This is a genomic window from Pseudomonas sp. GM48, from assembly GCF_000282335.1.
Lineage (GTDB): Bacteria > Pseudomonadota > Gammaproteobacteria > Pseudomonadales > Pseudomonadaceae > Aquipseudomonas.
This window is the reverse complement of the sequence record NZ_AKJM01000048.1, coordinates 23,332-35,896: the sequence shown is the minus strand read 5'-3', so window position 1 is coordinate 35,896 and position 12,565 is coordinate 23,332. Positions and strand designations below refer to the sequence as shown.

At 60.0% G+C, this 12,565-nt stretch carries 10 protein-coding genes; 8 read left to right on the top strand and 2 right to left on the bottom strand.

Annotated elements, in window-relative coordinates; all coding sequences use genetic code 11:
• The coding region (locus tag PMI28_RS20160) for a carbon-nitrogen hydrolase family protein (protein WP_007984666.1) at positions 1 to 680 on the bottom strand (680 nt) is incomplete at its 3' end.
• Between the two features lie 629 nt (positions 681 to 1,309).
• On the opposite strand from PMI28_RS20160, the gene PMI28_RS20165 reads away from it, so the two are divergent.
• Entirely contained in the window at positions 1,310 to 2,398 is a 1,089-nt protein-coding gene (locus PMI28_RS20165; RefSeq protein ID WP_007984662.1) for a 3-deoxy-7-phosphoheptulonate synthase, read from the top strand.
• Positions 2,399 to 2,448: 50 nt separating this feature from the next.
• On the opposite strand, the gene PMI28_RS20170 is transcribed toward PMI28_RS20165, so the two are convergent.
• The gene (locus PMI28_RS20170; RefSeq protein WP_007984660.1) at positions 2,449 to 3,513 is read right to left on the bottom strand and encodes a hypothetical protein; all 1,065 of its coding nucleotides are present in this window, start codon (positions 3,511 to 3,513) and stop codon (positions 2,449 to 2,451) included.
• Positions 3,514 to 3,851: 338 nt separating this feature from the next.
• Between PMI28_RS20170 and PMI28_RS20175 the strand changes: the two genes are divergently transcribed.
• The 7 genes from PMI28_RS20175 (at position 3,852) to PMI28_RS20205 (ending at position 12,362) form a co-directional block, all read left to right on the top strand.
• Complete coding sequence (locus tag PMI28_RS20175) at positions 3,852 to 4,733, top strand: esterase/lipase family protein (RefSeq protein WP_007984659.1); 882 nt, start codon at positions 3,852 to 3,854, stop codon at positions 4,731 to 4,733.
• A gap of 107 nt (positions 4,734 to 4,840) precedes the next feature.
• Positions 4,841 to 5,122 carry a peptidylprolyl isomerase gene (locus PMI28_RS20180; RefSeq protein ID WP_007984657.1) on the top strand — a complete coding sequence of 94 codons (282 nt, stop codon included), beginning with the start codon at positions 4,841 to 4,843 and terminating at the stop codon, positions 5,120 to 5,122.
• A 135-nt stretch (positions 5,123 to 5,257) separates the two neighbouring features.
• Entirely contained in the window at positions 5,258 to 7,126 is a 1,869-nt protein-coding gene (locus tag PMI28_RS20185; RefSeq protein WP_007984655.1) for an extracellular solute-binding protein, read from the top strand.
• Positions 7,126 to 8,187, top strand: coding sequence for a microcin C ABC transporter permease YejB (locus PMI28_RS20190; RefSeq protein ID WP_007984653.1), 1,062 nt, complete (start codon positions 7,126 to 7,128; stop codon positions 8,185 to 8,187). Before PMI28_RS20185 ends, PMI28_RS20190 begins: the two co-directional genes overlap by 1 nt.
• Complete coding sequence (locus tag PMI28_RS20195) at positions 8,187 to 9,209, top strand: ABC transporter permease (protein ID WP_007984651.1); 1,023 nt, start codon at positions 8,187 to 8,189, stop codon at positions 9,207 to 9,209. Before PMI28_RS20190 ends, PMI28_RS20195 begins: the two co-directional genes overlap by 1 nt.
• A 14-nt stretch (positions 9,210 to 9,223) precedes the next feature.
• The gene (locus PMI28_RS20200; protein WP_007984649.1) at positions 9,224 to 10,801 is read left to right on the top strand and encodes an ABC transporter ATP-binding protein; all 1,578 of its coding nucleotides are present in this window, start codon (positions 9,224 to 9,226) and stop codon (positions 10,799 to 10,801) included.
• A gap of 145 nt (positions 10,802 to 10,946) precedes the next feature.
• Positions 10,947 to 12,362, top strand: a complete 1,416-nt coding sequence (locus PMI28_RS20205; RefSeq protein WP_007984647.1) for a sigma-54 interaction domain-containing protein — start codon at positions 10,947 to 10,949, stop codon at positions 12,360 to 12,362.
• Positions 12,363 to 12,565: the final 203 nt, after the last annotated feature.

Below are 12,565 nucleotides of genomic sequence, written 5' to 3'. Positions count from 1 at the left end.
CCGGCGCCAGCCGCAATCAGCGAACCGTCCGACGCCCACACCGCGCTACGTCCTGCCGACTCCCAGCCACCCGTTGCACCACCATGGTTGGCCATCAACACCACCATTGAATGGGCATCGGCGTAGCCCTGTAACAATGCAGTATCCGGGTCGTAACCTTTTGCCGTGATCAGCACACCAGCGGCATATATGCCAGCGCCGTTCTGTGCGGCCATAGCCGCATGATCGGCATGGGTGAAATCTGCGCACACTGCCAACGCAATGGTATCGGCGCCAATTATCAGAGGCGCGCCTCCCGATCCCGGCGCAAACGCCACCTCCTCCCCCGGATGCAGATGCTGCTTGCTGTAGACCCCGAGAGAACCATCGGCACCCAATGTCAGCGCGCCAATCAGCACGGGCGATGTGTCCGACAGCCGAATGGGCATGCCGACGACAGCCGTCACGCCGACTTCCCGGGCAAAATCACGTAGCGGCTGCAGTACGGCCGCGTCCGGTGCAATAGCCAACTGTGCCGCGAGCCCCCGTTCGTAGCCGGTCAGCGATAGCTCCGGGAACACCAGCAATTGCACGCCCTGCTCCGCAGCCACCTGCATGAAGTGTTGATGCCTGGCGATATTGCCGGCGAGATCTCCAGCAATGGAAATCGACTGAGCGGCGGCGAGGGTAAGTGTCGTCATGCTGCGTCCTTGTGACGATGCGTTTTTCATAGAGGCACAGAGTGTGTCACAACCTTCGGGGCACTCAAGCGATAGAAAGCGTTGTCCTTGCCTGATAGCATTTTCTGATTGAATCTGCGCACCGGCCTCTAGTAAGCTCGGCCCATCCATCGGAGACAGACCATGTTCAGCACCCTCTCACAGCTTCGTACCGCCAGCGCCCTGCGCTCGGTTGCGGCTGCCCGGGTGAACGACGGTTGTGCTCCGGTCAGCTTTTATTTTGGGTATTGGTTTAGCCACTGGCGCGCCTGATACCCACACGGCGCCCACTTTAAACGGGTCGCCACCAGAGAATTCTCAACCCCCGGTCGGCCTCCCGACCGGGGGTTTTGTTTTTTCAGCCCCCTACATTTTTAGCGACACACCAGACATTTAGAGGATTCAAAACATGAACTACGCCACTTACTACCGTTACGACAGTTTTACCGCCTGGCGATTTACCACCCTCCGCTCGGGACAGCCTGCCGCCTCCGATCGGTCACCCACAGGTGGCAAGCACACACACGCAGCCGATTTGGCCAATTGTCGAACACCCCAGTAGGGCCGAGCGCGCGGGCACGAACCCGCCACCAGCCCAGGAAGCCTTAAATATGAACTCGTCCGTCTCTGCACTGCCGCTGTCCGCCTTGAGCCCTGCCAATGAAGCGCTGACCCTGCGCCTGCCCAGCTCATTGCAACTCAAACAGCAATTGCCCCTCAATAACGCCCTGACCCAGCAAGTCAACGCCCACCGCCAAGCGGTTCGCGCAATCCTCAACGGTGAAGATTCCCGCCTGCTGGTCATCGTCGGCCCTTGCTCGATACACGACCCGAAATCAGCCCTGGAGTACGCAGGCAACCTTGCCCGCCTCGCCGCCGAAGTCAGCGACGAAATGCTGTTGGTGATGCGTGCGTATGTCGAAAAACCCCGCACCACTGTCGGCTGGAAAGGCCTGGCCTACGATCCGCACCTGGATGGCAGCGATGACATGGCCGGTGGCTTGACGCTGTCCCGTGAGTTGATGCGCGAGATGCTCCGACTGGGCCTGCCGGTGGCTACCGAACTGTTGCAACCGATGGCGGCCGGCTACTTCGACGATCTGTTGAGCTGGGTGGCGATTGGCGCCCGGACGACGGAATCGCAAATCCACCGGGAAATGGCCAGCGGCCTGGGGATGCCGGTCGGTTTCAAGAACGGGACTGACGGTGGTGTCGGTGTCGCCAGCGACGCCATGCGTTCGGCAGCCCATCCACACCGCCATTTCGGTGTCGATAGTCAGGGGCATCCGGCGATCATTCAAACCCCGGGCAATGCGGACACTCATCTGGTATTGCGCGGCGGCCATCGCGGGCCGAACCATGACCGCGCCAGCGTCGCCCAGGTGAACAGCGACCTGACCAGGCTCAAGATTCCTGCCCGAATCATGGTCGACTGCAGCCACGCCAATAGTGGCAAAGACCCGCTGCGCCAACCGGCGGTATTCAATGATGTGCTGGAGCAACGCCTGCAAGGTGATCGCTCGCTGATCGGCATGATGATCGAGAGTCACTTATTCGAGGGTTGCCAGCCTCTGGGCTCGTCATTGCAATACGGTGTGTCGGTGACCGATGGCTGCCTGGGCTGGGCCGGGACGGAAGATTTGTTGCGTACGGCGGCAGACCGGTTGCGCATTCAGCACAACACCCGGCAACCGGTGTGACACCGGGTTGCCATCCAGTCTTGAACCGAAGACTGGATGGCAACGACCCATCAACAGCTAATTGGCGATTGCACCTGCACCCACGTTTTCTCCGATTGCTGACTGGTATCGTCAAGACGCTCGACTGAATAGGAGACGCTTATCGTCGAGCCCTGATGTTCGCGCCAGAACCGGTAGGGAACGATGAACACCAACGGTTGGCCGGCAGTTTCTCGCGATATTTCGCGATCATCACGGTGATTGAATCTCTCCCCGTCGCACTTGAGGTAAACCAGCTCCCCTTCTTCGGCCTGGGCCTGTTCGATGATGATGGTCACGCCATCTTGCGCATCCTGCAGGTCCAGCCAGCCTTCGTCGGCTTCCAGCACGCCGGGTGCAGACAGCGGGCCCCGCTGCAGCGTGCCGATCAATAGTGCCGTCGGTTCCGAGTAACGGGGCGCCTGCCCGGCTTGTTTAACGCAATAACCGACGGTAACGGTGGAGCCGAGATTGGGCGCCAAACACTCGGGACTGACCCAGAAAGAAAGCTCGTCCCCCACGGCAAAGGCCTCGACCTTCAACACATCACTGAAACTTCCTTCAGGTGTAACACCCGTCCAGGTCAGCAATACCCAGTCGCCCGCCGCCATGCGCGAATAAGGTTTGATCGTGACGACCGCTCCTTCCTTGACCCGGTCCGGATCAAGCGTCCCGCCCACCGAATCGTTCACTATCACCGGCAGCAAGTCGGATCTGACATCGCCCACGTTTAACTGCAATCGACGGGAATGCACCGGCCCGGCAAAACGTGCACTGGCGAGCGTGTACCAGATTTCGACAGCCCCCCCTTCAAGTGCAGCAATGTGCGTGCCGCCAACCGCAAAGACAATCTCATTTCCCACTCGGTCCTCACTGACAAAGCGCGACAGTTGATGTCGGTAGACGAGGCCATCGGCATCCAGGCCTGCCCAACTCAACAGCAGCCTGTCTCCACAGGCCATCTCCGGATAAGGCTGGACCTTGACGACGGCTTTTCTATCCGAGGGGTTCAACACACCGTTTTCCGCCTCCTCCAATAAAGGTGCCGGTAACAGTAGCTGCGCGTGCTCAGGGGTATTGGCTTCATAAGTGATCATTTATCCGCTCCAGTCCTTGGAACACATGTCGACCGGATTGCCGACATTGAATGACGACTATTGAACCTCACCGTGAAGATCCACGCTGTCGGGTGGTCGCTCTGGCGGGCTCGGAAAATCGACGCTTACGAGGTAGGTCTTTACCCGCACGCAGCCAGAGTCGGCCAAATAGATGTCCAAACATTCCGAACAAACCCGCATCTGCATTAGAGCATTCGTACTTGCTCTATGCCGTTTTCTGCACCTTTCAGCGGACTTTTCAGACATCGCACCTACGTCGAGTGTTTTAGAGTGAAGCGCAATTCAGTCCCAGCGAACTTCTTCGAAAAGGTACGAACATGCAACGGAATGCAAATACTTGTTATCCAATCCTGCTGATCCACGGCCTATTCGGCTTCGAAAGAATCGGCAAATTCGAACTCTTTCACGACATAAGGCAGGCGCTGCGGAACGCCGGAGCAAGGGTGTTTGTTCCCCACCTGTCGGCCACCCATGACAACGAGGTACGCGGTGACCAATTGCTCGCACAGATCGAGCGGGTACTGGAAGGAACCGGCGCGAGCAAAGTCAACCTCATAGGCCATAGCCAGGGCGCACTGACCGCACGTTATGCTGCAGCAATTGCGCCACACAGTGTGGCTTCGGTGACCTCCGTCAGCGGGCCGAATCATGGCTCGGAACTGGCCGATTTCCTGCGCAAGGCACTGACACCGGGCAGCCTGCCGGAACATGTGGCCGAGACGGTGGTGACCCTGTTCGCCGACTTTCTGGCAACATTAAGCGACAACCAGTACCTGCCACGGAACGCCATTGCGACCCTCAACGCGCTGACCACCGAAGGCGTAGGCGCATTCAACGACAAGTACCCGCAAGGACTGCCGACAACCTGGGGTGGCAATGGGAGCGAACAGGTCAACGGTGTTCGTTACTACTCGTGGAGCGGCGTCCTTCAGTCGAATGCCCTCGACGCAGGGTTCAACGCGCTCGACCCCTTCCACGCTTTCTGTCGGGCCCTGGCTGCCTATTTCGTCACTGAAGGCGAGCAGAACGACGGCATGGTCGGTCGCTTCAGCTCCCACCTGGGTACTGTTATCCGCTCCGACTATCCGCTGGATCACCTGGACACCATTGGCCAGCCGACCGGCCAACTGCGCACAGGTGTCGACCCGATTGAACTGTTTGTACAACATGCCGAGCGCTTGCGAGAGGCCGGCCTTTGAGGCGTGAACTGCCGTGGTTCCTGCGTGGAACGGAACTTTGAGGAGAAATAGCTCACTGAATCCGGTAGGCTCAGCACTTTACCGTATATTGAAAGGAGTATTTTCCCATGGCTAAAGCCACTGCCCGTCACATCCTTGTTGCTTCCGAAGCCAAGTGCAACGAACTCAAGGCCCAAATCGAGGCTGGCGCTGATTTCGCCGAAGTTGCCAAGGCAAACTCCACCTGCCCTTCGAGCCGCCAGGGCGGTGACCTGGGTTCGTTCGGTCCGGGCCAGATGGTCAAGGAATTCGACACCGTGGTCTTCAGCGCACCGATCAATGTGGTCCAGGGCCCGGTCAAGACCCAGTTCGGTTACCACCTGCTGGAAGTGACCAGTCGCCAGGACTGATTCACGCTTGAGCTATTCACACAACGGCCCGCCTTTTGGTGGGCCGTTGTGTTTCCCACGCGTAATACGGCTGGCGAGGGACGCGCCGCTAGCGTACAAATTGTCGTTAACGACCACCCGGCTCTAAGGCTGACAATGCGACCGGCTTTCTCTACCTTGTTGTTCACTGCCGTGGCCCTGCTGATGGGTGCCGCTGGTGTGAATGCTGAACCGCAGCATGCGTTGACCGTTTACGGTGAACCGGCGAAATACCCTGCCGGCTTCAGTCACTTCGCCTATACCAACCCGCAAGCCCCCAAGGGCGGCACCCTGCGCCGCTCGGCGATTGAAATCGGCCAGTTCGACCATATCCTGCCGTACATCGACAAAGGTATCGGTGTCACGCAGATCGACGGCCTGCTCTATTCACCACTGGCCCAGCGCTCGCTGGACGAGCCGTACACCGTGTATGGCCTGGTGGCAGAGAAGATGGAGCGCTCCGAAGACGGTCTTTCCCTGCGCTTTTACCTCAACCCCAAGGCGTGCTTTGCCGATGGCAAACCGATTACCGCCGAAGACGTGCGTTATACCTTCAACCTGCTGATGACCCAGGGCAGTCTGCGTTACCGCACCCAGTTCGCCGATGTCAAAGGCGTCGAGGTGGAATCGCCACTGACTGTCCGCTTTGATTTCAAGAACAACGAAAATCGCACCCTGCCCCTGGACATCGCGACCTTGCCGGTGTTTCCCGAACACTGGTGGAAGAGCCGTGATTTCGCCAGTGGCGGCGGCTATGAAGCACCGCTGGGCAGTGGCCCCTATAAAGTCGGCAAGATCGATTCCGGGCGCAGCATCACTTTCGAGCGTAACCCCGACTGGTGGGGCAAGGACCTGCCGGTCAGCCGCGGCCTGTACAACTTCGATCATTTCAGCATCGAGTACTTTGGCGATACCGACGTCGCACGCCAGGTGTTGCGCGGCGGCGCCTATGACTACAACCGGGAGTTTTCCGCCACCGCTTACTCCATCGGCTACGACAGCCCGGCCCTGAGCGACGGTCGCCTGCAAAAGGCCCACCTCGCCACCGAAGCACCGCAGCCGGCCCAGGGTTTTGTGTTCAATCTGCAAAAGCCCATGTTCCAGGATCGCCGCGTACGCCAGGCACTGGTGATGCTGTGGGATTTCGAGTGGAGCAACCGGCAGATGATGCGTGACATGTACATCCGCCAGCAGAGCTTTTTTTCCAACACCATCCTCGCTGCCCGGCAATTGCCGGATGCCGGCGAGCTGGCGATTCTCGAACCGCTGCGCGGGCAGATTCCCGACGAAGTCTTCACCAAGGTGTTCGAGGCGCCGAAGACCGATGGCAGCGGCGTGATTCGCGACAAGCAGTTGCAGGCCCTGGAGTTGCTCGAACAGGCCGGCTGGAAACCCAAAGGCGATCAGTTGGTCAACGCCGACGGCGAGCCGCTGGGTTTCACGTTCCTGGTCAGTCAGAACGGCATGGACCGTTTGCTGTTGCCTTATAAACGCACGTTGAAACAGATCGGTATCGATCTGAACATCCGCCGCATCGACCCGTCCCAGTACGTCAATCGCCTGATGAGCCGCGACTACGACATGATCGTCACCGGCTACCCGGTCACCACTTCTCCGGGAAACGAACTGCTCAATTATTTCGGCTCGGCGGCGGCCACCGACCCTGGCTCCAACAACTACATGGTGTTGAAGAACCCGGCTGTGGACACCCTGATTACCGGGCTCGTACGCGCCAATACCCAGGCTGACATGCTGCATTACGCCCATGCCCTGGACCGTGTGCTGCAATGGAATTACTACTGGATTCCCAACTATTACCCGCCGGGCACTTCTACAGTGTGGTGGAACCGCTTCGGCATCCCGAACGTGCATGCGAGCAATGACGAAGCCATCGAGAGCTGGTGGGAGATGAGCACCACGCCATTGACCAACCAACAGATGACGGCCGAGCGTATCAGCCGAGGCAAACCCGGAGGGCCGCATTGATGTGGGCTTACATATTACGGCGCCTGCTGCTGATCATTCCGACACTGGTGATCATTCTTCTGGTCAACTTTGTCATCGTCCAGGCGGCGCCGGGCGGGCCGGTCGAACAGGCCATCGCGCACCTGCAAGGCATTGGCGGCGCCTCGGTTGGCGGCGGCTCCGGCGAATCCATTAGCGGCAAGTCCCGGTCCAGTCGCGGGCTCGATCCGCAGCTGATCAAGGACATTGAAAAACAGTACGGCTTCGATAAACCGGCACACGAGCGCCTCTGGCTGATGCTCACCAGTTACGCGCGCCTGGACTTCGGCAAGAGCTTCTTCCGTGGTGCCACCGTCACCGACCTGATCCTCGAAAAAATGCCCGTGACCATTTCCCTCGGGCTCTGGGCGACGCTGATCACCTACCTGGTGTCGATTCCCCTGGGCATCCGCAAGGCCGTGCACCATGGCAGCCATTTCGATATCTGGAGCAGTACCGCGATCATCATCGGCTATGCCATGCCGGCGTTTCTGTTTGCGATGTTCCTGATCGTGGTCTTTGCTGGTGGTACTTCGTTGAACTGGTTTCCGGTCCGTGGGCTGGTTTCTGACAACTTCGAATCGCTGTCGACCATCGGCAAAGTGGCCGACTACTTCTGGCATCTGGTGTTACCGGTGACCGCGCTGGTGATCGGCGGCTTCGCCACGCTGACCATTCTGACCAAAAACTCGTTCCTCAATGAAATCACCCGCCAGTACGTGGTCACCGCCAGGGCCAAGGGGCTGAGTGAACGGCGGGTGCTGTATGGGCACGTGTTCCGCAACGCCATGCTGCTGGTGGTATCGGGCATCCCGCAGGCGTTCATCAGTGTGTTCTTTGCCGGCTCCCTGCTGATTGAAGTGATCTTCTCCCTCGACGGCCTGGGCCGCATGAGCTACGAAGCGGCGGTATCGCGGGACTATCCCGTGGTGTTCGGCTCGCTGTTCATCTTCACCCTGTTCGGCCTTTTGATAAAACTGGTCGGCGACCTCTGCTACACCCTGGTCGACCCGCGTATCGACTTCGCCGCGAGGAACGCCTGATGCTCAAGCTTTCACCGTTGGCGCGTCGCCGCTTCGAGCGATTCAAGAAAAACCGTCGGGGTTGGTGGTCGCTCTGGCTGTTTGTCGGCCTGTTCGCCTTGACCCTTGGCGGCGAACTGATCGCCAACGACAAACCGCTGATGGTCAGTTATCAAGGCCAGTGGTACTTCCCGGCCTTCAAGCGCCACACCGAGCAGGAGTTCGGCGGGCAACTGCCGTTCCAGGCCGACTACCGCAGCGATTACGTACAGCAACTGATCAAGAAGGACGGCGGCTGGTTGCTGTTTCCGCCGATTCCGTTCAGTGACGACACGCCCAACTATGACCTGAACAAACCCGCACCCAGTCCACCCTCCAGCGTCAATTGGCTGGGCACCGACGACCAGGCACGGGACGTTCTGGCCCGGGTGATCTTCGGCGCCCGGGTGTCGATCCTGTTTGCCTTGATGCTGACGTTTGTCAGCGCGCTGATTGGCATCGCGGCCGGCGCCCTGCAAGGCTATTACGGCGGATGGGTGGATTTGCTCGGCCAGCGGTTGCTGGAAGTCTGGTCCGGGTTGCCGGTGCTGTACCTGCTGATCATCCTGTCGGGCTTCGTCGAGCCGAACTTCTGGTGGCTGCTGGGGATCATGGCGCTGTTTTCATGGCTGGCCCTGGTGGATGTGGTGCGCGCCGAGTTCCTGCGCGGGCGCAATCTGGAATACGTCAAGGCCGCCCGCGCGCTGGGCCTGACCGACCGCAAAGTCATAGTCCGACACATTTTGCCCAACGCCATGAACGCAACCTTGAGCTACTTGCCGTTCATTCTGACCGGGGCGATTTCCACCCTGACGGCACTGGACTTCCTCGGCTTCGGCATGCCGGCCGGCAGCGCTTCCCTGGGCGAGCTGATCGGTCAGGGCAAGCAAAACCTGCAAGCGCCGTGGCTGGGACTGACGGCGTTTTTCACCCTGGCGCTGATTCTTTCGTTACTGGTGTTCATCGGCGAAGCCTTGCGCGACGCCTTTGATCCGCGCTCTTGATTGGGAATGTAGAGATGACCAACCTGATCGAAATCCGTGACCTCAGCGTGGCCTTCAGCGGCCAGACCGTGGTGCGCAATCTGTGCCTGGATATCCGCCCCGGCGAATGCCTGGCGTTGGTGGGCGAATCGGGTTCGGGCAAGTCGGTGACAGCCCACTCGATCCTGCAATTGCTGCCGCAAACCGATACCGAAACGACAGGCAGCATCCGTTATCGCGGCCAGGAACTGGTGGGCGCCGATACCGGCAAATTGCGACAACTGCGCGGCAACCGCATCGCGATGATCTTCCAGGAGCCGATGACGTCCCTCAACCCGCTGCACAGCATCGAAAAACAGATCGGTGAAACCTTGCTGGTACACAAAGGCCTGGCGGGCAAAGCGGCACAAGAGCGGATCCTTGAGTTGCTGCACCTGGTCGGCATCCAGAAACCCGAGGAACGCCTCAAGGCCTATCCCCATCAATTGTCCGGCGGGCAGCGCCAGCGGGTGATGATTGCCATGGCCCTGGCTTGCGAACCGGAACTGCTGATCGCCGACGAACCGACCACCGCGCTGGATGTGACGGTGCAGCGCAAGATCCTGCTGCTGCTCAAATCCCTGCAACAGCGGCTGGGCATGTCGCTGCTGCTGATCAGCCATGACCTCAATCTGGTGCGCAGCATCGCCCAGCGCGTGTGCGTGATGAAGGCCGGGGAAATCGTCGAGCAGGCGCCATGCGAAATCCTGTTCACCGAACCGAAGCACCCTTACAGCTGCGTATTGCTGCACGCCGAACCCGAGGGCGAAGCCTTGCCCCGGGACGAGCGCGAAAACGTACTGGAGGTGGACAACCTGCAGGTGCGGTTTCCCGTCGGTGGTGGCCTGTTCCAGCGCAAGACCTGGCTGCGCGCCGTCGATGGCATCAGCCTGAACATCCAGCGCGGCAAGACCCTGGGCATCGTCGGCGAGTCCGGCTCCGGCAAGTCCACCCTTGGCCAGGCGATCCTGCGTTTGCTCGACTCCGAAGGCAGCATCCGCTTTCAAGGCCAGGCGCTGGACGGCCTGACGCAAAAACAGCTGCGACCATGGCGCAAGAAGATGCAGGTGGTGTTCCAGGACCCCTTCGGCAGCCTCAGTCCGCGAATGTCGGTAGCGCAGATCATCAGCGAAGGCCTGGAAGTGCACAGCCAGTTGAGCACCGAAGAGTGCAACGCCGAAGTGATCCGGGCACTCAGCGAAGTCGGCCTCGACCCGCAAAGTCGCCATCGCTATCCCCACGAATTCTCCGGCGGCCAGCGTCAGCGCATCGCCATTGCCCGGGCGCTGGTGCTCAAGCCTGCGCTCATCCTGCTCGACGAACCGACCTCGGCGCTGGACCGCACGGTGCAGAAACAAGTGGTCGCCCTGCTCCGCCAGCTTCAGGAAAAACACGGTTTGACCTACCTGTTCATCAGCCATGACCTGGCGGTGGTGCGCGCCCTGGCCCACGACATGATCGTGATCAAGGACGGCAAAGTGGTGGAACGCGGCGCCAGTCATCAAGTGTTTGATTCACCGCAGCATCCGTACACCAAAGAGCTGTTGGCGGCGGCGTTGTTGGGGCAGGCATAATCGGTTGCATTCAGTTGGACCGCGGCGCGGCCTTCGCGAGCAAGCCCGCTCCCACAGGGGATTTGTGAGCGACACAGACCGAGTGTGGGAGCGGGCTTGCTCGCGAAGAGGCCGGCACAGGCAATAAATCATCAGGATCAAACCCATGAACACCACCGAAAGCCTCAAGGACTACCAGCGCGTTCGCCTGCTGGCGATCCGCTCGTTGTTCGAAATCATCGAGCAATCGAGTGAAGGCACGGTGATTGTCGACCGCGATGCCAACATCGTCTGGATGAACGAGCGCTATGCCCGGCGCTTCGGCCTGCAATCGGCAGAAGGCGCGATCGGCAAGCCCTGCGAAAGCGTGATCCCCGGCAGCCTGTTGCGTGAAGTGGTGCGCACCGGCCGGCCGATTCTGCTGGATATGCAAGACACGCCCAAAGAGCCGCTGGTGGTCATGCGCCTGCCGATTCACGATGACGCCGGCGTGGTGATCGGTGCCATCGGTTTCGCCCTGTTCGACGAACTGCGCAGCCTGTCGCCGATGCTCAAGCGCTACATGAGCATGCAGGAAGAACTGGCCTCCACCCGCTCGCTGCTGCGCGCCCGGCAGACCAAATACAACTTCGCCCACTTCATCGGCACCAGCGCCGCCAGCCTGGAAGTCAAACGTCGTGCCCGGCGCAGTGCGAGTACCGAATCGCCGGTGTTGCTGCTCGGCGAAACCGGCACCGGCAAGGAGTTGCTGGCCCAGGCGATCCACAATGCCTCGCCCCGTGCGCACAAGGCCTTTGTCAGCATCAACAGCGCGGCGATCCCCGAAGCGTTGCTGGAAGCCGAGTTCTTTGGCACCGCCCCCGGTGCGTTTACCGGTGCCGACCGCAAGGGCCGCGCCGGTAAATTGCAGATCGCCCAGGGCGGCACGTTGTTCCTCGATGAAATCGGCGATATGCCGCTGCCCCTGCAAAGCAAACTGCTGCGAGTGTTGCAGGAAAAGGAATTCGAGCCGGTAGGCTCCAATGAAGTGATCCAGAGTGATGTGCGGGTGATCGCTGCGACCTCGACCGACCTCGAAGCCGCCATCAAGCGCGGCGAATTCCGTGCCGACTTGTATTACCGGCTCAACGTGCTGCCGATCCAGGTTCCACCCCTGCGCGACCGCCTCGATGACGTGCCGGCGCTCAGTGAGGCGATTCTTGAGGAACTGCGCAGCCAGCATGAACTGCACCACGAAGCCTTGGAGCTGCTGGGGCAACACGCCTGGCCGGGGAACATCCGGGAACTGCGCAATGTGCTGGAGCGGGCCGCGCTGCTCAGTGATGACTTGCGCCTGACGGTGGCGGACATCCGTGCGGCGATTGGTACGTTCACCCCGGTGGAGCGCGTGGCGCCTGTAACCATCGAGCCGATTGCCCACGAGACATTCAGTGCGGCGCGGGAGCGATTTGACCGGCATCTGATCGAAACGACACTCGCGCAATGCGGGGGCAAGGTGATTGAAGCAGCGGCGCGATTGGGGCTTGGGCGGTCGACGCTGTACAAGAAGATGGTGGCGCTGGGGATTGCAGAGTCTCCATAACGAGACATCAATCTCCATTACTGGACACCCCTTCGCGAGCAAGCCCGCTCCCACAGAAAAAGGCATTCTCCGAGCCAACGCGGTCAACTGTGGGAGCGGGCTTGCTCGCGAAGAGGCCAGCACTCCCAACGAAAGTCTCAAAATAGAGACAAAAGTATCTGACAAACTCACCTTCTTAAAAATATATCCTTATATTTCAACAA